Source organism: Henriciella pelagia (assembly GCF_002088945.1).
Classification (GTDB): domain Bacteria; phylum Pseudomonadota; class Alphaproteobacteria; order Caulobacterales; family Hyphomonadaceae; genus Henriciella; species Henriciella pelagia.
The window spans coordinates 210,188-231,968 of sequence record NZ_NCSU01000011.1 but is presented as its reverse complement, the minus strand read 5'-3'; the positions used below and the strand labels follow the sequence as shown (position 1 = coordinate 231,968).

At 58.7% G+C, this 21,781-nt stretch carries 25 protein-coding genes; 7 read left to right on the top strand and 18 right to left on the bottom strand.

The annotated features are described in order from the left end of the window. Positions 1–70: 70 nt before the first annotated feature. Together B8746_RS10615 and B8746_RS10610 are read left to right on the top strand one after the other, a co-directional pair. A complete protein-coding gene (locus tag B8746_RS10615; RefSeq protein WP_084393658.1) occupies positions 71–475 on the top strand; it encodes a hypothetical protein in 405 nt (134 codons plus the stop codon). Between the two features lie 22 nt (positions 476–497). After that, positions 498–1,397, top strand: coding sequence for a pseudouridine synthase (locus B8746_RS10610; RefSeq protein WP_084393657.1), 900 nt, complete (start codon positions 498–500; stop codon positions 1,395–1,397). On the opposite strand, the gene B8746_RS17145 is transcribed toward B8746_RS10610, so the two are convergent. After that, positions 1,391–2,248, bottom strand: a complete 858-nt coding sequence (locus B8746_RS17145; protein WP_158084603.1) for an OmpA family protein — start codon at positions 2,246–2,248, stop codon at positions 1,391–1,393. The two genes, B8746_RS10610 and B8746_RS17145, sit on opposite strands and share 7 nt — an antisense overlap. A 96-nt stretch (positions 2,249–2,344) precedes the next feature. Here B8746_RS17145 and B8746_RS17140 point away from each other — a divergent pair, with 96 nt between their 5' ends. After that, the gene (locus B8746_RS17140; protein WP_158084602.1) at positions 2,345–3,211 is read left to right on the top strand and encodes a hypothetical protein; all 867 of its coding nucleotides are present in this window, start codon (positions 2,345–2,347) and stop codon (positions 3,209–3,211) included. Here the strand turns inward: B8746_RS17140 and B8746_RS10595 are convergent, their stop codons facing one another. The 4 genes from B8746_RS10595 to purD all read right to left on the bottom strand — a co-directional run bounded on the left by B8746_RS10595 (position 3,212) and on the right by purD (position 7,215). Next, the gene (locus B8746_RS10595; protein WP_084393654.1) at positions 3,212–4,117 is read right to left on the bottom strand and encodes a hypothetical protein; all 906 of its coding nucleotides are present in this window, start codon (positions 4,115–4,117) and stop codon (positions 3,212–3,214) included. A gap of 4 nt (positions 4,118–4,121) precedes the next feature. Further along, complete coding sequence (locus B8746_RS10590) at positions 4,122–5,210, bottom strand: phosphotransferase family protein (RefSeq protein ID WP_084393653.1); 1,089 nt, start codon at positions 5,208–5,210, stop codon at positions 4,122–4,124. 190 nt (positions 5,211–5,400) lie between these two features. Beyond that, the gene (locus B8746_RS10585; protein WP_084393652.1) at positions 5,401–5,844 is read right to left on the bottom strand and encodes a PA2169 family four-helix-bundle protein; all 444 of its coding nucleotides are present in this window, start codon (positions 5,842–5,844) and stop codon (positions 5,401–5,403) included. Between the two features lie 81 nt (positions 5,845–5,925). After that, positions 5,926–7,215: a phosphoribosylamine--glycine ligase gene (gene purD / locus B8746_RS10580; protein ID WP_084393651.1), complete on the bottom strand. Its 1,290-nt coding sequence runs from the start codon at positions 7,213–7,215 to the stop codon at positions 5,926–5,928. Positions 7,216–7,371: 156 nt separating this feature from the next. Between purD and B8746_RS10575 the strand changes: the two genes are divergently transcribed. Both B8746_RS10575 and xseA read left to right on the top strand, forming a co-directional pair. Beyond that, on the top strand, positions 7,372–7,824 hold the full coding sequence (locus B8746_RS10575; protein WP_084393650.1) for a hypothetical protein: 453 nt from the start codon (positions 7,372–7,374) through the stop codon (positions 7,822–7,824). A gap of 4 nt (positions 7,825–7,828) precedes the next feature. Beyond that, entirely contained in the window at positions 7,829–9,262 is a 1,434-nt protein-coding gene (gene xseA / locus B8746_RS10570; RefSeq protein WP_084393649.1) for an exodeoxyribonuclease VII large subunit, read from the top strand. A gap of 54 nt (positions 9,263–9,316) precedes the next feature. On the opposite strand, the gene B8746_RS10565 is transcribed toward xseA, so the two are convergent. From B8746_RS10565 to B8746_RS10555, 3 genes are all read right to left on the bottom strand, one after another. Further along, positions 9,317–9,790 carry an NfeD family protein gene (locus tag B8746_RS10565; RefSeq protein ID WP_084393648.1) on the bottom strand — a complete coding sequence of 158 codons (474 nt, stop codon included), beginning with the start codon at positions 9,788–9,790 and terminating at the stop codon, positions 9,317–9,319. Between the two features lie 2 nt (positions 9,791–9,792). Then, complete coding sequence (locus tag B8746_RS10560; RefSeq protein WP_084393647.1) at positions 9,793–10,749, bottom strand: SPFH domain-containing protein; 957 nt, start codon at positions 10,747–10,749, stop codon at positions 9,793–9,795. Between the two features lie 133 nt (positions 10,750–10,882). Continuing rightward, the gene (locus tag B8746_RS10555) at positions 10,883–11,365 is read right to left on the bottom strand and encodes a peroxiredoxin (protein ID WP_084393646.1); all 483 of its coding nucleotides are present in this window, start codon (positions 11,363–11,365) and stop codon (positions 10,883–10,885) included. A gap of 117 nt (positions 11,366–11,482) precedes the next feature. Between B8746_RS10555 and B8746_RS10550 the strand changes: the two genes are divergently transcribed. Further along, positions 11,483–12,043: a YqgE/AlgH family protein gene (locus tag B8746_RS10550; protein ID WP_084393645.1), complete on the top strand. Its 561-nt coding sequence runs from the start codon at positions 11,483–11,485 to the stop codon at positions 12,041–12,043. Position 12,044: 1 nt separating this feature from the next. Here B8746_RS10550 and B8746_RS10545 read toward each other — a convergent pair whose 3' ends face one another. The 10 genes from B8746_RS10545 to coxB all read right to left on the bottom strand — a co-directional run bounded on the left by B8746_RS10545 (position 12,045) and on the right by coxB (position 21,066). Beyond that, positions 12,045–13,079 carry an EAL domain-containing protein gene (locus B8746_RS10545; protein WP_084393644.1) on the bottom strand — a complete coding sequence of 345 codons (1,035 nt, stop codon included), beginning with the start codon at positions 13,077–13,079 and terminating at the stop codon, positions 12,045–12,047. Between the two features lie 42 nt (positions 13,080–13,121). Beyond that, positions 13,122–14,504: a threonine synthase gene (gene thrC, locus B8746_RS10540; RefSeq protein ID WP_084393643.1), complete on the bottom strand. Its 1,383-nt coding sequence runs from the start codon at positions 14,502–14,504 to the stop codon at positions 13,122–13,124. Then, on the bottom strand, positions 14,505–15,185 hold the full coding sequence (locus tag B8746_RS10535; protein WP_158084601.1) for an SURF1 family cytochrome oxidase biogenesis protein: 681 nt from the start codon (positions 15,183–15,185) through the stop codon (positions 14,505–14,507). Positions 15,186–15,196: 11 nt separating this feature from the next. After that, positions 15,197–15,589: a DUF983 domain-containing protein gene (locus B8746_RS10530; protein ID WP_084393641.1), complete on the bottom strand. Its 393-nt coding sequence runs from the start codon at positions 15,587–15,589 to the stop codon at positions 15,197–15,199. A gap of 7 nt (positions 15,590–15,596) precedes the next feature. Then, positions 15,597–16,472, bottom strand: coding sequence for a cytochrome c oxidase subunit 3 (locus B8746_RS10525; RefSeq protein ID WP_084393640.1), 876 nt, complete (start codon positions 16,470–16,472; stop codon positions 15,597–15,599). 67 nt (positions 16,473–16,539) lie between these two features. Then, positions 16,540–17,088 carry a cytochrome c oxidase assembly protein gene (locus B8746_RS10520; protein WP_084393639.1) on the bottom strand — a complete coding sequence of 183 codons (549 nt, stop codon included), beginning with the start codon at positions 17,086–17,088 and terminating at the stop codon, positions 16,540–16,542. After that, positions 17,085–17,360, bottom strand: coding sequence for a hypothetical protein (locus B8746_RS10515; RefSeq protein ID WP_084393638.1), 276 nt, complete (start codon positions 17,358–17,360; stop codon positions 17,085–17,087). The genes B8746_RS10520 and B8746_RS10515 overlap by 4 nt, the downstream gene beginning before the upstream one ends. Next, entirely contained in the window at positions 17,360–18,325 is a 966-nt protein-coding gene (locus B8746_RS10510; protein WP_084394210.1) for a heme o synthase, read from the bottom strand. Before B8746_RS10510 ends, B8746_RS10515 begins: the two co-directional genes overlap by 1 nt. A gap of 86 nt (positions 18,326–18,411) precedes the next feature. After that, complete coding sequence (gene ctaD, locus B8746_RS10505; RefSeq protein WP_084393637.1) at positions 18,412–20,085, bottom strand: cytochrome c oxidase subunit I; 1,674 nt, start codon at positions 20,083–20,085, stop codon at positions 18,412–18,414. A gap of 27 nt (positions 20,086–20,112) precedes the next feature. Further along, entirely contained in the window at positions 20,113–21,066 is a 954-nt protein-coding gene (coxB, locus tag B8746_RS10500; protein ID WP_084393636.1) for a cytochrome c oxidase subunit II, read from the bottom strand. A 154-nt stretch (positions 21,067–21,220) separates the two neighbouring features. Between coxB and B8746_RS10495 the strand changes: the two genes are divergently transcribed. Further along, entirely contained in the window at positions 21,221–21,775 is a 555-nt protein-coding gene (locus tag B8746_RS10495; RefSeq protein ID WP_084393635.1) for a tetratricopeptide repeat protein, read from the top strand. The last annotated feature ends 6 nt before the right edge of the window (positions 21,776–21,781 follow it).

The following is a 21,781-nucleotide window of genomic DNA, read 5'->3' as shown; positions in this document are numbered from 1 at the left end:
CCGCTCTTAACTCGCCGGTGACGCGCCTCGATCTACACTAAAAGTCAGGCCGCACCCGGAAGGAGACCAGATGAGCGTTCTCACAATCATTGCCGCCCTTGCCCTTGGCGCAGGTGCCCTGATGGGCCTCGGCGCACTCTTTGCCCCCGGATGGGCGCAGGGCGTGGTCCGCCTCGTCCCCGATCCGGACCCGGCGAGGCCCGGCGGCTATTCCGAATTCCGCGCCACATATGGCGGCCTGCTGTTCATGGTGCACATGACCGCGCTGGTGATCCTGCTCAAGGTTGGCGGGTTCTATTCCCTGTTTGCAATCATGCCGGTCGCCGCCGGCTGGTTCGGCGCGGGGCTGGGACGGTCCCTGTCATTGCTGCTCGACACGAAAGAGAACCGCGCCGCCGGGATGATCCCGGTCTGGATCCCGCTCGAACTCGCTCTTGCCCTTGCAATCGCCTGCCCCGTCCTTCACATAGGCTGACGCCCTTAAAGGACAGCCAGAAATGACGGATCGTCGTGAGACGCCCCGGCCCGCAAGACGGACCAGTTCGCCCAAATCGAAACACACCGCACCTGATGACTGGAGCGAAGGTGAGCGCATCGCCAAATGGCTCGCACGCGCCGGCATCGCCTCACGCCGCGAAAGCGAAGCGTTGATCGAAAAGGGCCTTGTCACGGTCAATGGCAAGAAACTCACATCTCCCGCCTTCAAGGTGACGGGGAACGAAACCATCCAGGTCCGCGGCAAAAAGGTGAAACAGCCTGAGGCCACACGGCTCTGGCGCTATCACAAGCCGTCCGGACTGATCACCACGACCATCGACCCTGCGGGTCGCCGGACTATTTTTGACGAACTGCCCAAACACCTGCCGCGCGTGATGACAGTCGGTCGTCTCGACTTGACCACTGAAGGCCTGCTCCTCCTCACCAATGATGGTGAACTCGCTCGCACGCTCGAACTGCCGCGAAACGAGTTCCAGCGCAGCTACCGGGCCCGCGCCCATGGCAAGGTCACGCCTGAGAAACTGAAAGAGTTGGCGGACGGCATCACGGTCGACAGGGTCACTTACGCACCCATCATTGCAGAACTGGAACGGGAAACCGGCACCAATAACTGGATCCGCGTTACGCTTACCGAGGGCAAGAAACGTGAAGTCCGACGCGCCCTTGAAGCAGTGGGACTGGAAGTGAACCGCCTGATCCGCACCCATTATGGCCCATTCGAGTTGGGCGACCTCCCGCCGGGCGGGGTCGAGGAAGTCCTCCCCTCACAGCTCAACGAATTGCTCGGGTCCTATCTGCCCGCACGGAAACCGACTGGCAGACCCAGCCAGAAGCGCGCACGCGGCGGCCAGAGGGCCGGACAGCGCCGCACGCCCTCCAAACCGCGCCATCATCAATAGCCGTGCACCGTGAATTCCGTACGCCGGTTGCGGGCATAGGCTTCAGTCGTCTGCGCATAATCGAGCGGCCGGCTTTCACCATATCCCACTGCGGTCAGCTTTGATTCTGCGACCCCGTGGTCGACCAGATACTGCTTGACCGCATCCGCGCGCTCTTGCGACAGGCGCAAATTGAAGGAATCTGCGCCGCGCGCATCCGTATGCCCGCCAATCTCGATTGTGTAGGCCGAACAGATCAGCGCAGCCCCCGTCACGGCATCCAGAAGGCGGGTGCTATTCTCGGAAATGCTGGAATTCCCACTTTCAAACTCTACATTGCGGCCGTCCATCACAGCCGTCAAAGTGGCCTGGCACGCTTCCGGCGTTGGTCGGTCATTCAGGCCCGCAAGGGCAGCGCCCACGCCTGAGTCTCCGCCCTGCACTGAAATGCCGTCGACAACGAGATCGATATTCTGCGCGCCGGCAGGGCTGGACAGCACCGCATTCCGGCCGGCCGAATAAGCCGCCTCCTTCGTGTCTTCATCCGGCGCTGTGCCTACAAGCGTCGCCACTCGTCCTGCGACGCGAACCGCGAGCCAGTCATAGCCCATCTCGTTCACATGATCGGTAACATCGTCCACCCATGCGACCTCAATCTGGCTGACCGGCGCCGGAAGGTCGATTGCCATGTCTTCGCTGGTTGGCGTGAATTGACCATCAGTAAACAGATAATAGCCATCCGGAATCTCGACACAGGCGCTCGTCGAGACCATGTTGGTCTCGGGTGCAGCCGTGTTCGATCCGCACGCGCCGAGCATTGCCGACACGATCAGCGCTGCTGCACACTTATGAATTGTCGCCTGATGCCGCATGGTCTGTCTCCGCCCGCCCAATCTTCTCTTTACCGTATCCTTACCCAGTCTAAGCTTCGATGCAGGAACTGTGCAATTTTCACTGAAGGTCCAGCGATGTTCAACAGATTTCGCTCCAGACTGGCAAGCGCCGCCCTGGTTTATGCTCTCATGGAGGCGACGTTTCTGAGTGCCGACGCGCAGGAGATCGCGTTCGACGCACCATCCGCCAGCCTCGATGCCGAAGTCGAGGCCTGTCTCGCCGCCGGAGGAGTGTCCGTCCTGCCGGACACGCAGACAATCTGCTACAACGCCGCCATCTTTCCGGGACAGTTCCTGCAGCTCGCCGACATGGCGCCGGCCAGCCGCATCATCATTACGAGCCCTGGCGGAAACGTCGCTACAGCGCGCATGATGAGCCGCATTCTCGACCAGCGTAACGAGCCCATCATTATCGCCGGGCAGTGCATGTCGGCTTGCGCAATGGTTCTGGTTCCCGGTGCTGACGATCTCACAATCCATCATAGCGCACATCTATCCGTGCACGGCATTGTTATGATGGGCTTTGACCAGTGGTTTGGTTGGCTACAGACTGGCGCCAAGGCATCGAGCCGCGACAAGCTGGTCGCGGGCCTCGGCTACAATTTTCCGTACACGTTGCATAAATCCGGTCAGGACCACATGGTCGAGCACCTGAAAGGACAGGATGTAGACGTCGATTACATCCGGACCATCAGTGACCGCATCCTATCCGATGCCCTCGACCATGATTGCCGCGTCGACCCGAATGCCTATTGGGGCATGATCGACGCCGCCCACCTCAGGACCTTTCTTGGCGACCGGATCACCCGCATGGAAGCCTTCGCCCAGACCTGGGACGACCCGGCAAACAAGGTGTACAAAAGCGTTACTGTCCCGATTGCAGACCAGACCTACATTTTCGAACGCGACTATGACGACGCTGTCTGCACCGCATCAGACTAGCTAGCTGGGCAGCAGCTCCTTCGGGTAATCTGGATAGCTTGCCTTCATGATCCCGTGATTGAGCAGCATCTGCGCTTTCAGCTCATTGCCACTCTCATCGAAAAAGCTTGTCAGCACCCAGTAGTTTTCCACGCGGCGGCTCTGGGACAGCGCGACGACTTCGCGCTTAAGCCGATAGGTCTCCCCCACGAAGAGCGGACCACTGACCATGCGGATTTCAAGATCGGCGAACAGGCCGATTGACGGGCGCTTGATTGGCCATTTGATCATGCCGCCCGTATAGTTTCCGATAACGGATACCATCTCTGTCGGGATGATCGCCCGGCCCCATGGCGAGGCAGCCGCGTCCGAGTACCAGTCCATCGGCTCGGTGATCTTGCGGAGCTTGTCGTTCAGGGAGAAGGGGTAGAGATTGCCCATATGCTGATCGGGGTCCATGCGGACGATCTCATTGTCCGGCCCTTTCATCCCGACTTCCATGTCGGCCAGGATGACCAGCTCGCCCGCTGGGCGCAGCTTCGCCTGGCGCGCTTCCAACAGCGTCTGGCCATGGTCCGGACCGAGTGTTGCGCTGGCCTCGAGGACTGGCGTGCCGTCTTCTTTCTCGGCCCGACAGTAGGCCGAGGTTTCGGACTTTGGCTCCACGAACACGCGAACCGCCTCGCCCTCGACAACCATGTTCTGGAAGTGCGCTGAAAAGCATCCGCGTTCGAACCAGTCTTTTCCGAACAGGTCAACCAAATAGGGCGAAAACTGGCTGAAATGCGTCGGCCCCTCAATAGGTCCAGCCTTGATACCGAGCTTTTCGGCTTCACTGTCATCATGCAGCGACTTGTGGCCGTCATAGGACTGGTCGGCCAGCATCTGAGCCGGCTTGCGGAGTGGCCCCTCGATGATCTTCGACATGATGCTAATCCTTCATCCCGGCCATGCGTGCACGTTCCGCTGCAAACGCCGCGAGCGGGCGCACACGGTCAGCATTCTTGGCAGCGTTGGCGTTTGATGCCGTTCCATCGCGAACCCGGCCGACTATGCCCTGCAGGATGCCGGCCAGCCGGAAGGCGTTGTAGGCAAAATAATAGTCGAGCTGCGGCAGACCATCGCGGCCAGTGTGCTCACAATACATATCGACATACTCCTGCATGGTGGGGATTCCATGCGCCTTCAGGTCCGGAATTGACGAGAGCGACCCGCGCGTCTCGTCACCGCTCGGCATCACCCAGTTCATGAGGTGATAGGAAAAGTCCGCAAGCGGATCACCAAGCGTTGAAAGCTCCCAGTCCAGCACCGCGATGACTTTCGGCTCGGTCGGGTGCAGGACCATATTGTCCAGCCGGTAATCGCCGTGAACGATCGTCGTCGTATCGCCCGGAGGAATGTTCTCCGGGAGCCATTCGATCAGCTTCTCCATATCCTCGATATGCTCGGTTTCGGACGCCTTGTACTGCTTTGTCCAGCGATGGATCTGACGGGCGACATAATCGCCCTCCTTACCGAATCCTTCCAGCCCTGCAGCCTTCCAGTCCGTATTGTGCAGGTCCGCAAACGTCTTGACCTTGGCCTCATAGATCTGGCGACGCATCGCTGGCTCATAGTCCGGCAGCGTGCCATCCCAGAGAATGCGTCCGTCGACACAATCCATCACATAGAACATGGTGCCTATGACGCCTTCATCCGCACACAGACCATAAGGACGCGCGACCGGGAAGCCCGTTGGGTAGAGCGCATTGATCACGCGGAATTCCCGGTCCACTGCATGCGCCGATGGCAGGAGCTTGCCGGGCGGCTTGCGACGCATCACATAGACCTTGTCTGGCGTGAAAAGCTTGTAGGTCGGGTTGGACTGTCCGCCCTTGAACTGCTTGACAGTCAGCGGTCCCTGATAGCCTTCGACATTGGCCTCCATCCACTCGGCCAGTCTGCTTTCATCGAATCTGTGGCTCTCGGCGACTTCCTTCGTACCAGTGAACATTTCCTGCGCGTTTTCGGCCTCTGCCATGTTCTGCTCCCTGCGATATCTGTTGAAGCGTACCCTAGCGCTTGCAGGTGCGGCTACAAGCTTATCGCAGGGTCAAATCGCCACATCGAGATAGCCTGCTATCCCGCCTTCGGCCAGCAATGTGTTTGCTTGGGTAAAAGAAACGACCGCCTCCGGGGAGACGGTCGCTCTCATCTTATCATGCGGGGCTTTAGAACCTTGCCTTTTCGGTCATGTCGGCAAATCGCTCCCCATGTAGGGCAGACGCCTGGGCGCGCTCAAGCAGTTCGCGTGTCGGCAGGTCGATATCCTTGCTATCAAGTTTCGACGCCACTTGTTTGGCCAGGTATTCCTCGCCATCCTCCACCGCTTCCAATGCCGCCTTTTCGTCATCCTGGAACAACGACGTAAAGTCGGCCCAGGCGCGGTGCAGCGATCCGCCGACCCCGCCTGATGTGGCCGGTTCGGCGCCATAAGTGCGCACCTGGGTCTGAAAGCTCTGGATCAAATCGGCTCGTTCAGCGGCAAGCGTCTGAAACTTGTTGCGCAGAGCATGGCTGTCATCGGACATTTCGCACACCTTTTCATAGCCTTTCTGGCTATCGATCAGGGTCTTCGTAACATCATTCAGGGCATCAACATTGTGATTGGTCATGAGGTTTCTCCATCATATCAGGTGATGGAACAGAAACGACCTTGCCGCCCGCCGGTTGCCTGCAACCTGTACAGATTACATTTATTTAAGCGCCCGGTGGGCGATGTCCCTGCGATAGAAGCCTTCCGGCCAATCAATCGCGGCCACTCCATGATAGGCGCGATCGACCGCCTGCCTGAGATCGTCGCCCGTCGCCGTCACGCCGAGGACGCGCCCACCGGCTGCAATCAGCTCGCCTTTCTCATTCATGTCCGTGCCGGCATGGAACACTGTAACGCTGTCGATCGCATCCGCATTGTCGACACCGGCGATGACGGAGCCCTTCTTCACGGCGCCCGGATACCCGTTCGCGGCCATGACCACCGTGGCGCTTGGCCTGAATTCCGACAGGCCCATCATCTCACACAGAGCCGCATGGCTGCTGACAAGCCCGCCCGTCGCACAGACCAGAAGCGCCGGTACAATATCTCCGGGCAGCCCTGCCATCAGGACTTGGCATTCCGGATCACCGAACCGCGCATTGAACTCGACCACTTTCGGGCCGGACGGCGTCACCATGATCCCGACATAGAGAACACCCTGATATGGCATGTCGTCATCGGCCATGCCGGACAGCATCGGCTCGACGATCATTGTCTGGACCAGTTCAAGCGTACGAGCATCCACAACCGGTGCCGGGGCGTACGCCCCCATGCCGCCTGTATTCGGTCCCGTGTCGCCATCACCGACCCGCTTGTGGTCCTGCGCCACCGGAAGGTAGATGGCGCCTTCGCCATCCGTCATCACAAACACGGAAGCCTCTTCGCCTTCCATGAACTCTTCAATGACGATCTCCGCCGACGCATCGCCGAAGCGGCCCGCCATGAATTCCTCGACCGTGTTCTCCGCCTCTTCCAGTGTCTGTGCGATCACAACGCCCTTGCCAGCGGCAAGCCCGTCAGCCTTGATCACATAGGGCGCGGTCATCCCTTCCAGGTATTCCAGCGCTTCGGTGAGATCCGTGAAGCGGCCATAACCGGCTGTCGGCACGCCATATTTCTTCATCAGGTCCTTGGCAAAGCCCTTGGAGCTTTCCAGCTGCGCCGCTTTCTGGCTTGGCCCAAACACGTCAAAGCCGCGCGCACGCAGCGCATCGCTCACACCGGCCGCCAGAGGGGCTTCCGGCCCGATAACGATCAGGTCTGGCACGATCTGCAGGGCGAGTTCCTGGACCGCCTTCAGGTCTGTCGGGTCAAGGTCGAAACATGGGCCGATCTTGTCCATGCCGGGATTTCCCGGCGCGGAAAAAACTTCATCGACGAGCGGAGACTGGGCGATTTTCCAGGCCAGCGAGTGCTCGCGGCCACCAGAACCAAGGAGGAGTATTTTCATGGATGAGGGAGATGAACGCCCGACCTCGTTTGATCAAGCCCCAATCTGCGCTTTACCCTGTCATCATTGGGCTTTCACAGGAATTCGGAGCTGAACTCACTGTCAAGCGCAGAAATGGCCTTGATGATGCCATCGAACGCAGGGCAAGGTACCCCTATGGCAAACAGTTCCCCCAAACGCCGTCGGACCAAAGATCTGAGCGGTCTGTGGACAGGCTTCTACGCCTACGACCTCACAGACGATGCTGTCATGTTCACGGCCTGGATCAAGGAAGAGACCGGCAAGGTGACTGGCTCCATCCTTGAGGAGAACCTTACAGAAGATCGCGACTTCGCCGAATACGAAGCCCGCATCACCGGCTATCGTCAGGGTCTGGATGTGCACTTCACCAAGATCGCCATCGACGATGAAAGCGGCGAGCCCTTCATGCTGCGCTATCATGGTGACGTGGATGCCGATTGTTGCCTCATCAGCGGCGTATGGTTCTTCGATGACCCATCGGACTGGACCGGCACATTCATGATGACGCGCATTTCCGGTGAACTGAAGGCCCGCACAGCCGTCGCCGCTTCACAGACGCCGCGCGATCCGGACGCGGGCGCAAGCTAGGCTTATGTCTGAAGAAGCGCCGTCCAACGTTGCCGAGCTTTCTGTCTCGGAACTCGCTGCGAATCTTAAGCGGACCATAGAAACGAATTTCGACCATGTGCGCGTGCGCGGCGAACTCGGCCGCGTGACCATTGCCCGGTCCGGCCACATGTATGCCGACATCAAGGACGACAAGGCCGTCCTCAACACAGTGATGTGGAAGGGATCGGTCCAGCGCCTGCCTTTCAAGCCGGAAGAAGGCCTCGAAGTGGTCGCGGAGGGTCGGCTCTCCATATATGCCGGGCGCTCGAATTATCAGATGATCGCGGACTTCATGCGCCCGGCCGGCGCCGGCGCGCTGATGGCGCTGCTGGAAGAACGCAAGAAGAAGTTTGCCGCTGAGGGCCTCTTCGATGAGCGCCACAAGAAACCGCTCCCCTACCTGCCGCGAACGGTTGGCGTCGTCACAAGCCCGACTGGCGCGGTCATCCGCGACATCCTGCACCGCATACGCGAGCGCTTCCCCGTCCGCGTGATTCTCTGGCCGGCCCTGGTGCAGGGCGACAATGCCGCTGCCCAGATCGAAGCTGGTATTCGCGGCTTCAATTCCATGACCGGTGATGGCCGGCCCGACGTACTGATCGTCGGACGCGGCGGTGGCTCGATCGAGGACCTCTGGCCCTTCAATGAGGAAAACGTCGTGCGCGCGGTTTTCGAAAGCGAGATCCCGCTCATCTCCGCCGTCGGTCATGAGACAGACACTACACTCATCGATTACGTATCCGATGCGCGCGCGCCGACGCCCACCGGCGCCGCAGAGATCGCCGTTCCGGTCCACTCGGACCTTCTCATCGCTATCGAGGACCGCGAGCAAAGCCTGAAGCGCGCCCTTGCTCGCCGTGTCCGGCATGATCGCGACCGGCTTCGCGCTTCGCGCCTGCCGAGGCTCGCAACACTGATCGCCCAGAAGCGCCAGACAGTCGACTATCTGGAGACCGGCCTTCGCACTGGCCTGTCCAGCGCCATCAAGACGAAACAGATACACTTGACGCGCGCGGGTGCCCGGCTGCGGCCAGAGCCGCTGAAGGCGGAGACCAGGCGCAACCGGCAGAAGCTCATCGACGTGGCTGTCCGCGCACGCCCTGCCCTCTCGCGGATCATTGAAGGCAATCGCACAGCGCTCTCCTCTGAAGCGAAACTGCTCGAAACACTCTCCTATCAGGCGACTCTTGATCGCGGCTTCGCTATCGTGAAGGACGCATCAGGCAAGGTGCTGAAGGCGGCCGACAGCGTCAGCAATGACGCGCAACTCGGCATCACCTTGTCGAAAGGGTCGCTGCAAGCAGTCGTGACGGGCAGCAAGAAAGCGGCGGCGCCAAAGTCACCGCCGAAATCCGAGAAGCCGAAGTCCAAACCCAAACCCGACGCCGAGAAGCCACCTCAGGGCTCGCTCTTCTGATAGACGGTTTCTGGACTGTTTCTGGACTGTTTTTGGACGGTATCTGGACGGTCCTCAGACCGGTTTTATCCGCAGGACATTCCCGGCTGTATCCTCGACAATCACGCTGGTTCCTGCTGCCGGGTTCGACTCGTCCACCGTCTCGGCGGACCATTCGGTATCGCCCAGTTTTACCCGGCCCGATCCTCCGGAGAAATCGTCCATGACAACGCCGCGCTGCCCCACCGTGCGGTCCATCCGCTTGTTCAGCGTGGGGTGTTCTCCGGCAAGTTTCCGCATGCCTGCGAAAACAGTGCGACCCAGGATGAGCAGGCCCGTCGCGGCAATCGCAAAGAAGATCAGCTGCCCTTGCCAGTCGCTAAGGCCAGCGGGCGCAATGGCGGCGAAGATGGCCGTAATGCCCGCCGCTATTGCAATCCAGAGCAAATCAAACGTGCCGACCGCCATCTCAATACTGAGCAGGATCAGGCCAATCGCAACCCAGTGCCAGGCCGTCAGCGGCCAGATCAACTCATTGAAACCTTCCATGACTAGTCCTCCCGCCGCCTCGTCGGTGGAACAGCCCCGCCTGAACGCGTCGCCGCAGCATTGTCAGCCAGGCCGCGAATGCCTTCAATCGTCCCGAGGATGGAGCTGAACTCAGCCGGAATGATGACGGTCTTCTGATTGTGAGCCGTTGCCAGTTTTTCGAACGCCGTAACGTATTGCTGGCCAAGGAAGTAATTGATTGCGTTGACGTCGCCTTTCGCGATGGCTTCCGAAACCATGGCAGTTGCTTTCGCCTCAGCCTCCGCCTCGCGTTCACGCGCTTCAGCGTCCCGAAAGGCGGCTTCCTTGCGCCCTTCAGCTTCGAGAATTTGGGATTGCTTCAATCCTTCGGCTTTCAGGATGGCCGACTGCTTGTCGCCTTCTGCCGTGAGGATCTCGGCCCGCTTCAGACGTTCCGCCTTCATCTGACGCGCCATGGCTTCTGTAATGTCTGCGGGCGGCGTGAGGTCTGCGATCTCGATCCGCGTGACTTTCACGCCCCACGGATTCGTCGCGGCATCGACAACACTCAAGAGGCGCGCATTGATCTCGTCGCGATTCGACAGCACCTCGTCGAGGTCCATTGAGCCGACCACCGTCCGGATATTTGTGAGGGACAGGTTCTGGATGGCATTCTGGAGGTTATTGACTTCATAGGCCGCCGAAACGGGGTCAATGACCTGGATGAAAACCACCGCGTCACAGGACACCATCGCATTGTCCTTGGTAATGACTTCCTGGGTGGGGATATCGAGCACGCTCTCCATCATGTTCATCTTGCGCCCGACGCGCTGATAGAATGGAACGATAAAATGAAGCCCCGGGCTCAATGTCTTGGTATAACGGCCAAAATTCTCGACAGTAAAATTGTAGCCCTGCGGGACAACCTTCACCGCAGACGTCAGCAGGACAAGTCCAGCAACTGCGAGGATAATCGCAACGACAAATGATGGCTCCATAGTGTTTCCCTCCTGCTACCTATGGATTAGATCGGTACGAGTTTGCCGTTTTTCAATAAAAACCGCCCACAAAAAACGGCGTGCACCGATCTGGTACACGCCGCCCATAAACTGCTTTGCGAAAAAGCGGGACTCAAATCTGGCCGAGCAGATAATCCGCACTGGAGACTTTGAACTCGCCGCCATCCTCGACATTGAGCTGTTCAACAACGCCATCCTTGACCAACATGGAATAGCGTTTCGAGCGCTCTCCCATGCCAAAGCCGCTAGCGTCCATCTCGAGCCCCAGTGCCTTGGCAAAATTGGCATTTCCGTCTGCCATCATGCGAACCTTGCCACCAGCTTTTGCTGACTCGCCCCAGGCATTCATGACGAACACGTCGTTGACCGATGTGCAGACGATGTCATCCACGCCCTTGCCGTGCAACGCTTCGGATTTCTCGACAAATCCTGGCAGGTGCTTGGCCGAACAGGTTGGCGTGAACGCGCCCGGAACGGCAAAGAGAGCGACGGTCTTGCCCCCGAAAATATCGGCTGTCTTGCGCGGCTCCGGCCCATTTTCAGTCATTTCCATGAGAACGGCTTCCGGGATTTTGTCGCCAACTTTGATTGTCATGATTTTCTCCTGATTTCCTGCTCGCTACTTAGGCATTGTAGTGGTTGCGATCAATCGAGGCTTGCCAATAATCCGGAGGTGCGTCAGCCTGCTCAGTAAGAAAGGTGTCGTTCGTCTATGACAGAGGATCTGACTGGAAAGCTCTTGATTGCCATGCCGGGCATTGGAGACCCCCGGTTTGCCCGCTCGCTCGTCCTCATCTGCGCCCATCAGCCTGACTATGCGATGGGGATCGTGGTGAATAAGCCTATTGATGACCTGACCCTTCCACAATTGCTCTCTCAACTCGACATCGACCAGGAAATTCGTGTTCCTGAGCGTGCCGTCCTCAATGGCGGCCCTGTCGGCACGGACAGGGGCTTTGTTGTCCATTCGGGCGATTTCCACTGCGACGGCGCCACCATGGATGTCAGCCCTGATGTCTGCCTCACTGCAACCCGGGACATTCTCGAAGCGATTGCATCGGAAGATGCTCCCCGCGATTCAGTGATGGCACTTGGCTATTCTGGCTGGGGCGCGGGGCAGTTGGAAAACGAGATCGCAGAAAATTCGTGGATTATCGGAAATGCTGCGCCAGACATTGTTTATGGTGACCAGCATTCACTGAAGTGGGCACATGCACTGGACCTGCTCGGCATCGACGCGGCCCGCCTTCACTCCGGCGGCGGAAACGCCTGAATTAACCCGCCAGAAGCGAGAGCGCCGCATCCGAACTGATCGGCCGCGAAAACGCAAATCCCTGCGCAAAATCGAAGCCGATGGCCTTGAGCCTACTGATCTGGCCAAGATCCTCGACCCCCTCCGCAGTAGCGTTCATACCCAGCCTGGATGCAAGCAGAGTGACGGTCTCAAGAATCGTGTCGACCTTGGGATTGCCAATCTGCCGCGTCAGCTCCGGATCGATCTTCAATCCGTCCGCCGGCAGAGCGGCCAGCCATGAGAATGAAGAATGGCCAGAGCCGAAATCATCAAGGATGACGCCAGCGCCCGCCTGCTTAAGCGCAGCGGCAACACGCACGGCCTCAGCCGCGTCCCGCAAGGCCGCCTGTTCAGTAATCTCGATCCGCAGCTGTCCGGGTGAGAATCCATGTCCCGTCACCAGCGCATCAACAAGACCCGCCAGATCATCACGCGCAAGATCACGCCCGGTCAGGTTTACATTGACAAACAGGTTTTCGCCGAAGCCATCCTTGCGCCACAGCGAGAGCGCTTCACTCGCCCGGATCAGCATGTTCGGAGCAAGCGCGGCATCACCAATGCCCGTGTGCCCCACATGATGCTGCGGCGCCTCTCCATCCCATCGGGCAAGCGCTTCAAAGCCAGCAATATCACCGGTCGACAGTGAAATAATTGGCTGGAAGACAGCCTGCAGCCCCGGTCCGGGAGTCCCTGATGCCGTCAATCCGGGCTCAATCTCCTGGATCAGGTCTCCGCCTGCGGAACCGTGCGCTCCGAATTCGCCGACAAGCCGGATCGCTCCACCATTAGAAAGTCCGAGAACGCAGGCAAAACGCGGATCATGGCGCCGCGATGGATCAAGCGCCCTTTCCAGTCGGCTGCGGCTCAATCCATCCAGCAGGACGCCTATCGAATCGAGGGTCCAGCTCCCGCCGAGATCATCAAGTGAGGAGTGCGCAAGCGGCTCGATCTCAAGACGCCGGGCGCCAGCATCCCAGCTCCAGCGTCCGACTCTCGTGTCCGATTGATTGCCCATCTGCCGAATCCTAGCGATTTACGGCGCGACTGGCGAGAGTCTTCATGTTCTCTGATGTGTAAGAATATACTCTCGAACAGCACCCGGATCGGCGGCCATTTTCTCGAACACTTCGGTACGGCCAGCAAGCGCCTTGACGCGATCCGGAAAGGGGGCGTCTCGACCGGTCGCCTGCTCCACGGTCTCCGGGAATTTGGCCGCGTGCGCGGTCGACAGGACAACCGTCGTTGATTCTGATGGCGGCAGGCTTCGCGCGACGGCAGTTCCGACAGCGGTATGCGGGCAGATCAGCCAGCCGGTTTCACCCAGCACCGTTGCCATTTCCGTCATGGTTGTATCATTCGAAATCGACTGGGATGACAAACCGCTACAGCGAAGGGGGCCCTTGATCTGACTTGGCAGATCCACGTCGCCTGTTTGCGCGAACTGGTTGTAAACCTGACGAATAAGGCTCGCGTCACGGCCAGAAACTTCAAATGCGATACGCTCGAAATTGCTCGGCACTGAAATATCCATAGCCGGACTCGGCGTCGCAACAGCCTGCTCACGGCGCATCCGCCCTTGCTCGAAGAGGACATTGAGCGTGTCGTTCTCATTCACCGCGCAAACGCCTTCAAAGCCGGACAGCATTCCACACCGGGCGGCAACATATCCGGCCAGCGCGTCCCCCATATTACCGCTCGGCACAACAAACCTTAGCGGTCGATCCGAGCCCAGCGCGGCCTGCGCCGTGGCATAATAGACCGATTGGGCGGCAATGCGGGCCCAGTTGATTGAATTGACGCCAGACAAGCTGGTCTGACGCACATAATCCCGGTCAGCAAACAGCGCCTTCACGATGGCCTGACAGGCATCGAAATCATCGGTGAGCGCCAGATTGTGAACATTCGGCGCGCCCGTCGTCGTCATGAAAAGGCGTTGCACCGGAGAAATGCGTTCGAAGGGATGAAGGATGAAAAGATCGACATGCCCGGCACCGGAAAAGGCCGCAGCGGCCGCGCCGCCCGTATCGCCGGAAGTCGCGCAGGTGACGCTCATTCGCTCACCACGTTCAGCAAGGACATGATCGAACAGTTGCGCAATCATCTGCATGGCGACGTCCTTGAACGCCAGTGTTGGTCCATGATGAAGTTCCATCATGAATGCATTCGGACCGGTCTGAACAAGCGGCGCGACGGACTGGTGAGAGAACCTTTCATAGGCCCGCGCACAGATGCCGCGAATAACTTCGAGAGAGAGCTCGCCGTCCGCAAAGGCAGCGATGACGCGCGTCGCGACATCCACATAGCTTTCTTCTGTGGTGGCAGGCGCAATCGATGGCCATTCTTCGGGCACGTACAGCCCGCCATCCGGTGCAAGGCCAGCAAGGCAAGCATCCACAAAGCCGACGGCCGAAGCCTCGCCTCGAGTCGAAATGAACTTCATCTAATTCCCCTTGAAGCGCAGCCGCTTCTGAGCGTGATGGAACGCGAAATACACACCTAGCAGTGCAATGGCCATCCCCCACCATGTCAGCGCATAGCCAAAATGCCGCTCCGGCGGCAGCGGATCCCTGACTTCGGCGGTTGCGTACGGATTTGTCGTGACGCGGCTTCTCGACAAGTCTTCGGCCAGCCTCAGCGTAATCTGATCCGGTTCGATCACGTTGACCTCTGCCTGCTCATAGCCAAGCTGTCGCAACATGGAAGGCCCATCAAAGCGATACCAGATGTCTTTTTCCGGCTGATTCGAACTCGCAATCCCACCAGTCTTGGCTGCTCGGACGAAAACATTGGAGCGACGCTGGAAATCCTCGACATCTGAAATCGCGAGCGGAACCGGAGCCACGCCTGAAGTGGCATCAACCAGCGCCAGGACAAGACCGTCTACGCCCTCGACACGCGCCGGTACATAGCGGCGCCAGACGGCCTCTCCATCGACAATCCCATTTAACTGTTGAGCCATGCCGGGATTATCGCGGTCCACGCGGACGAGGACAGTGGCAAAGCTTTCCGTTACTTGTTCGGGCGGACTGGACTTCTTCTCGACATAGCGGCCGTATTGCCAGTTGCCGAGCCAGACGAGGATAGCGAGGCTGATCAGGGTCAGCACCGTAAGCAGAGGCATGGGTCTGAACGTCATGGCTCGGATCGGCTGCCGGTCTGGGTGGGGCCACCCCACTGCGCTTCCTCCGCATTGTTTGTCCACTGCAAGGCAAACATCAGAGACTTGAATGGACGCAGCAACAAAATAGCGACGCATGTAATGACCGGCGTCCAGATCAGCGCATGGACCCATACCGGCGGCGAGAACAGTGCCTGCACAAGTAAAACTGGCGGCATGATGATAATGCCCAACAGGAACATCACGAAAAAGGCGGGTCCGTCGCCTGCATCAGCATTGGAGAAGTCAGCGCCGCATGCGGTGCATGCCGGCGCCAGACCAAGATAGGATTTGAAGACTGGCCCTTCTCCACATGCGGGGCATCGGCAACCGAGCCCCGCTAAAATTGGAGAAATAGAACGGGTCACGACAAGATCAGTGTCCGAGCACCAGATATGGAATGACGTACACAAAGGCGAAGAGGAACAACCACACCACGTCCACAAAGTGCCAGTACCAGGCCGCAAACTCGAAGCCCAGATGCTTCTTGGCACTCATGCCCCCCGTCATCAGACGGATCAGGCAGACTGTCAGGAAGATGGTACCGATGACAACGTGTGCGCCGTGGAAGCCCGTCGCCATGAAGAAGGCCGAACCATAGATCGTGCCGTCATAGCTGAAGCCTGCATGCTGGTATTCGAGGACCTGGAGGCCGGTAAAGCAGATACCCAGGATGATCGTGATGGCCAGCATGGAGATCGCCGATTTGCGATTGTCATGCTGCAATGCGTGGTGCGCTGCCGTTACCGTGGTGCCGGAGAGAAGCAGGATCAGCGTGTTCATCAGCGGCAGGTGGAAGGGATCAAAGACTTCCACACCCGCAGGCGGCCATTGTCCCCCAACAGCCTGAAGCGCGTCGGCGTAAAGCGGGTTGGTCGCATCGAATGTGCCGCCAACGCGCGCGCCGTGGAAAATTGAGAATTCAAAGAAGCTCCAGAACCACGCCACGAAGAACATGATCTCGGATGCGATGAAGAGGATCATGCCATAGCGAAGGCCAATCTGGACAACAGGTGTGTGGTCGCCGCCGCGGCTTTCCTTGATGACTTCGCGCCACCAGCCGAACATCACGTAGATGACTGCAGCGAAGCCGACTGCGAGCAGCCACCAGGTGCCTTCCGGCATGCCGAAGAGGCCTTTCATGTAAGTGACTGCGCCGATCGCCAGCACAACCATGGCCATCGAGCCAAGCAAGGGCCATGGCGATGGATTCACCAGGTGATAATCGTGTTTCACTTCATCATGAGCCATTGGCCATAACCCCTCGAGTCTTCATTTCTGGCGCTTTTAGCCTGCGCCGCACAAGTGTCGCAACAGTTCAATTGAGCGCGGCTGAATTCGCCGCACCCTCAAAACTGTCAGTCTCATAAAACGTATAGGAGAGCGTGATGGTGCGCACATCCTGCATGTTGCGCTCTTCATCAAGCGCCGGATCGATAAAGTAGACGATCGGAAGCTTTTTCGTCTCTCCGGCCTGAATGATACGCTCTTCAAAGCAGAAGCATTCCAGCTTGCTGAAATACAATCCGGCCTTGTGGGGGGTCACATTGTAGGAGGCCATCAGGCTGACGTCGTGGTCCGACGTGTTCGTGACCTCGTAGAATGCGAGCCCATGCTCACCGAGATTGATCTGCATTGACGTCTGCAATGGGCGAAAAAGAACTGGCGCGTTCATGACATTCGCGTCGAATCTCACCGTGAGCGCACGGTCAATGATTGCCGCTGGCGCTTCCTCGGCGATCTGGGTGGTGCCGCCAAAACCAGTCACGCGGCAGAAAGTATCGTAGAGCGGCTTCGAGGCGAAGGCGAGCCCAAGCATCGCGAGGACGACAACGCCGAGGCCGACAGCAATCATGCGATTGTTCAAACCGGCCCCTCCTCGCTGTCTGCATCATTGTCGGATGGCAGCTCGGGCATCGGTGCCTGCTCGCGCGGTTGCGGATCGTTGCGCCAGTAAACACCGCCATCCTTGCTGAGGTCCGCGTCGCCGAGCCGTATGACTGTGGTGACGCCGACAATGACCACGAAGGCAAACAAGGCGAGCGCGAGCCACATATTGCGCTTCTTCTGAGCGGCGAGGCGCGCCCGTTCTTCGGCCTGCCCTGCATTCGCGGAAGGATGATCACCCGTTTCGTTCATCAGACCAGTGTCACCGGTAAATAGGCAGCAAATCCATGTTCAACGATGAGCATCGCGAACAGGACGAAAAGATAGAGAATGGAGAAGGCAAACAGCCCTTTCGCCTTCTTCAGATCCGCTGCTGGAGCATCGCCATCGCCCGCCTCGCTGCGCCAAACCTTGAAGGCGAGAAGAAGGAATGCGGCGCCGAACAGGGCAGCGGTCACGCCATAGAGCATTCCGCCAAGCCCGGTGACAACCGGGACCAGGCCAAGAGGCGCAAGCAGAACGGAATAAATCATGATCTGGTTACGGGTCGCCTTTGCGCCGCGAGCGACAGGCAGCATGGGGACATTCGCCTTCGCATATTCCTTGTGTGCCAGAAGCGACAGCGCCCAGAAATGCGGCGGCGTCCACATGAAGATGATGGCAAACAGGATCCATGCATCAAGTGGTGCGCTCCCGGTGACAGCAGCCCAGCCAATGACAGGCGGAAACGCCCCTGCCCCACCGCCGATGACGATGTTCTGAGGCGTCCGGCGCTTCAGCAGCATGGTGTAGAACCAGCCATAATAGGCGATTGAGCCTGCGAGCAGCAGCGCAGCCAGTGCGTTTGAAGCCAGCCACATCATCAGGACAGAAACGCCTGACATGATCAGGCCCATGGCCAGCGCCTCTTCGCGAGGAACAGCGCCAGATGGAATGGGCCGGGTCGACGTGCGGGTCATGACCGCGTCGATGTCGGCGTCATACCACATGTTGATGGCCCCGGCGGCGCCCGACCCGAGTGCCACAGCTAGCGTCGCGATGACGGCCATAATCGGGTTCATGGAGGCGCCCGAAACGCTTTGCGCGGCTACAAGACCGGCAACAGCCGTGAACACGACCAGCATCATGATGCGTGGCTTCATGAGCTGCACATAGTCAGCCGCCGTCGCATGGCGCCGGGTGTGCTGAATCATGTCTGCTGTCTCTGAATGTGCCATGTCCATTTCCAGGTTTTGGAGTGGAAACGGCCCGTCACGTGCTCAACGTGAGGGCCGCCCCCGAAATACGATTCGTAGCGCGGACCTTAGTGGTGGCTGTCCGGCTTGACTTCCGGCAGTTCATTGAACTGGTGGAATGGCGGCGGTGAAGGCAGCGTCCATTCCAGCGTGGTCGCCCCCTCGCCCCAAGGATTGGCCGCAGCCTTGCGACGGCGAATGGCCGCCTCGATCATGCCAACAAAGAAGATCGCCGTTGCCACCAGGGTCACTGCATAGCCCATCGAAGACCAGAAGTGCCAGGTCGCGTAGCCGTCAGCATAGTCGATATAGCGGCGTGGCATGCCATCAAGGCCGAGGAAGTGCTGCGGGAAGAAGAGCAGGTTCGAGCCGACAAACATCGTCCAGAAGTGCGCATACCCGATCGTCTTGTTGTACTTCACGCCGAACATCTTCTCAAACCAGTAGTACCAGCCAGCAAACAGGCCGAACACAGCGCCGAGCGAGAGCACGTAGTGGAAGTGCGCGACGACGTAATAGGTGTCGTGAAGCGCGTGGTCGATACCGGCATTCGCCAGAACGACGCCCGTCACGCCGCCCACGGTGAACAGGAAGATGAAGCCGATGGCCCAGACCATCGGGACTTCGAAATCGATCGAACCGCCCCACATGGTCGCAATCCATGAGAAGATCTTGATACCGGTTGGCACAGCGATGACCATGGTGGCCGCCACGAAGTAGGCCTTCATGTCAGACGGCATGCCGACGGTGTACATGTGGTGAGCCCACACGATGAAGCCAATCGCACCAATGGACACCATGGCATAGGCCATGCCGAGATAGCCGAAGATCGGCTTTTTCGAGAAGGTCGACACGATGTGCGAGATGATGCCGAAGGCCGGCAGGATCATGATGTAGACTTCCGGGTGACCGAAGAACCAGAACAGGTGCTGGAACATGATCGGGTCACCGCCGCCGGACGGGTCGAAGAATTGCGACCCGAAGTTACGGTCGGTCAGCAGCATGGTCAGTGCACCTGCCAGTACCGGCAGCGCCAGCAGAAGCAGGACAGCCGTCACCAGCACAGACCACGCAAAGAGCGGCATCTTGTGAATGGTCATGCCCGGGGCGCGCATGTTGAGTATGGTCACGATGAAGTTGATGGCACCGAGGATGGACGCAATACCTGCCGTATGAAGCGACAGGATTAGGAGGTCCATGGACGGTCCGGGGTGACCCGTCGCGCTCGAAAGCGGAGGATAGAGCACCCAGCCACCACCAAAGCCCAGGAACTGGCCTGTGCCTGGCACCAACATGGAGATACACGCCATGATGAACGCCGCAACGGTGAGCCAGAAGGAGATATTGTTCATGCGCGGGAACGCCATGTCAGGCGCGCCGATCATCAGCGGAACAAACCAGTTACCGAAACCACCTATGAGGGCCGGCATGACCATGAAGAAGATCATGATCAGGCCGTGATAGGTGATCACGACATTGTAGAAGTGCTTGGCATGCTCAATCGCCTGATCGCCCTGATAGCCGAACATCTCCATGATGCCGGTGAGCGGACCGATACCCGGTTGGGCAAGTTCCCAACGGATCAGACCCGACAGCGTATAGCCAACAATACCGGCGCACAGCGCGAAGACGAGATAGAGCGTCCCGATATCCTTGTGGTTGGTTGAAAGGAACCAGCGTGTGAAGAAGCCCGGCTTGTGATCATGGGCGTGATCATCATGGGCGACTGAGACTTGATCCATTGGCATGTCAGATATCCCTCTGAAATCCTATTGGGCCTGGGCGAGGCGCAGGGCTGCGTCCGTCGGCTCTTCAATTGAAGCAGTGATGGCGGGGCGGATGGCGTCGAACGCGGCATCAAAATCCTCGCCGGCTTTGAGACTCTCGATCCAGGCCTCGTACTGGTCGGCCTCGACGACGCGAACCTCGATCGGCATGAATGCGTGATCCTTGCCGCAGAGTTCCGAGCACTGGCCGTAATAGGTTCCCGTCTCCTCCACGAGGAACCAGCCTTCGTTGAGGCGGCCCGGCACAGCATCAGTCTTCACGCCAAACGCGGGAACGGTCCAGGAGTGGATCACGTCCGACGCAGCGGTCTGATAACGGATATAACGGTTGACAGGCAGCACGAGCGGATAGTCGGTTGCAAGGTTGCGAGGCCCATTGGCTTCGGTGCCGCGGTCTGAGCTGAGGCCGCGCTGAAGCGGGTTGGACACGAATTCGACAGGGTATCCGCCGCTATCAAGCTCATCCGGGAAGGAATAGGTCCAGTTCCACTGGTTTCCCTGTGCCTTCACAGTGATCCAGCCTTCACTGGCCGCTTCCGGATAGAGGTTCGGATTGGCATCTTCCACTGCCGCGATCGCCTCAAGGTCCGGCTCGTTTTCCTGATAGAAAAGGTTCGAGAAGGAAGGACCGGCAATGACAACCAGAATGATCACGGGCACGACGGTCCAGACAATCTCGACAACCGTATTGTGGCTGAACTTGTGCGCCACCGGATTGGCCCGCTTGTTGTAGCGCAGGCAAACCCAGATCAGCAGCGCCAGCACGAACAACGTGATAATGGTGATAATGACCAGCACGCCGAAATGGAAATTGTGAATACGCTCAGCGATCCGTGTCGCAGCTGGCTGGAAATTAATCGCGCCAGGTTCTGGTTGAGCAGCCAGCGCTGTCGCGCCAAATGGCAAAATCGAAAGAAGAGCGATCAGAAAACGCACAGCCCGACTCCTTGGTAAAACTTTGAGCCCTGCCATAACTACACTCTAAACGCCCGTCCACCCAAGCCGTCAGTCATATCAAATATGTCGCAGCCCGTTCGCTTCATTGGCGAAAAGGAGTATATTGCAACCTACAACAAAATTGGAGGTATCAATGTCGACATATCGGCTTGGCAGCATGGCAGTCGCAGCCATCTTGTTTGCGGCAACCGCATCAGCCCAGGTCTTCGTGGTTGGCGGTGGATTGGCCAAGGAATGCTTCGATGAAGCCAAGAGCGGAAACTATGTTTTCCGCCTTGCGGAAGAAACCTGTTCGCGTGCCTTGCGCGAGGAAACCATGAGCCGCGACAATCGCGCGGCGACCTATGTAAATCGCGGCGTGATCCGTATGCGCGAAGGAGAGTTTGACGGCGCGTTGAGCGACTATTCTCGCGCGGTCGATCTCAAGCCCGAACTGGGAGCCGCCTATCTGAATGAAGGTGCCGCTCATATCTATCGCAAGGATTTCGAGGCAGCATTGCCGCCGCTTAACCGTGCCATTGAACTTGATTCGGTGGACATCTTCGCCGCTTACTACAACCGGGCAATTGCCCGCGAAAACACCGGCGATGTCAGCGGCGCCTATTACGACTTCCAGAAGGCGCTTGAGCTCAAGCCTGGATGGGAACTTGCCGAGCGTCAGCTGAGCCGGTTCAGCGTTAAGCAGTAATCCGCG

What these genes read in the sequence shown, in the direction of transcription:
- B8746_RS10545 (WP_084393644.1), bottom strand. Translation starts at nt 13,079, where the DNA reads ATGGGCAATCAATCGGACACGAGAGTCGGACGCTGGAGCTGGGATGCT.
- B8746_RS17145 (WP_158084603.1), bottom strand. Translation starts at nt 2,248, where the DNA reads ATGCGGCATCAGGCGACAATTCATAAGTGTGCAGCAGCGCTGATCGTG.
- B8746_RS10585 (WP_084393652.1), bottom strand. Translation starts at nt 5,844, where the DNA reads ATGACCAATCACAATGTTGATGCCCTGAATGATGTTACGAAGACCCTG.
- B8746_RS10495 (WP_084393635.1), top strand. Translation starts at nt 21,221, where the DNA reads ATGTCGACATATCGGCTTGGCAGCATGGCAGTCGCAGCCATCTTGTTT.
- B8746_RS10535 (WP_158084601.1), bottom strand. Translation starts at nt 15,185, where the DNA reads ATGCCTCTGCTTACGGTGCTGACCCTGATCAGCCTCGCTATCCTCGTC.
- thrC (WP_084393643.1), bottom strand. Translation starts at nt 14,504, where the DNA reads ATGAAGTTCATTTCGACTCGAGGCGAGGCTTCGGCCGTCGGCTTTGTG.
- B8746_RS10595 (WP_084393654.1), bottom strand. Translation starts at nt 4,117, where the DNA reads ATGTCGAAGATCATCGAGGGGCCACTCCGCAAGCCGGCTCAGATGCTG.
- B8746_RS10510 (WP_084394210.1), bottom strand. Translation starts at nt 18,325, where the DNA reads ATGGCACATTCAGAGACAGCAGACATGATTCAGCACACCCGGCGCCAT.
- B8746_RS17140 (WP_158084602.1), top strand. Translation starts at nt 2,345, where the DNA reads ATGTTCAACAGATTTCGCTCCAGACTGGCAAGCGCCGCCCTGGTTTAT.
- B8746_RS10615 (WP_084393658.1), top strand. Translation starts at nt 71, where the DNA reads ATGAGCGTTCTCACAATCATTGCCGCCCTTGCCCTTGGCGCAGGTGCC.
- B8746_RS10555 (WP_084393646.1), bottom strand. Translation starts at nt 11,365, where the DNA reads ATGACAATCAAAGTTGGCGACAAAATCCCGGAAGCCGTTCTCATGGAA.
- B8746_RS10515 (WP_084393638.1), bottom strand. Translation starts at nt 17,360, where the DNA reads ATGAACGAAACGGGTGATCATCCTTCCGCGAATGCAGGGCAGGCCGAA.
- B8746_RS10525 (WP_084393640.1), bottom strand. Translation starts at nt 16,472, where the DNA reads ATGGCTCATGATGAAGTGAAACACGATTATCACCTGGTGAATCCATCG.
- B8746_RS10575 (WP_084393650.1), top strand. Translation starts at nt 7,372, where the DNA reads ATGGCAAACAGTTCCCCCAAACGCCGTCGGACCAAAGATCTGAGCGGT.
- B8746_RS10560 (WP_084393647.1), bottom strand. Translation starts at nt 10,749, where the DNA reads ATGGAGCCATCATTTGTCGTTGCGATTATCCTCGCAGTTGCTGGACTT.
- xseA (WP_084393649.1), top strand. Translation starts at nt 7,829, where the DNA reads ATGTCTGAAGAAGCGCCGTCCAACGTTGCCGAGCTTTCTGTCTCGGAA.
- B8746_RS10550 (WP_084393645.1), top strand. Translation starts at nt 11,483, where the DNA reads ATGACAGAGGATCTGACTGGAAAGCTCTTGATTGCCATGCCGGGCATT.
- ctaD (WP_084393637.1), bottom strand. Translation starts at nt 20,085, where the DNA reads ATGGATCAAGTCTCAGTCGCCCATGATGATCACGCCCATGATCACAAG.
- purD (WP_084393651.1), bottom strand. Translation starts at nt 7,215, where the DNA reads ATGAAAATACTCCTCCTTGGTTCTGGTGGCCGCGAGCACTCGCTGGCC.
- B8746_RS10590 (WP_084393653.1), bottom strand. Translation starts at nt 5,210, where the DNA reads ATGGCAGAGGCCGAAAACGCGCAGGAAATGTTCACTGGTACGAAGGAA.
- B8746_RS10610 (WP_084393657.1), top strand. Translation starts at nt 498, where the DNA reads ATGACGGATCGTCGTGAGACGCCCCGGCCCGCAAGACGGACCAGTTCG.
- B8746_RS10565 (WP_084393648.1), bottom strand. Translation starts at nt 9,790, where the DNA reads ATGGAAGGTTTCAATGAGTTGATCTGGCCGCTGACGGCCTGGCACTGG.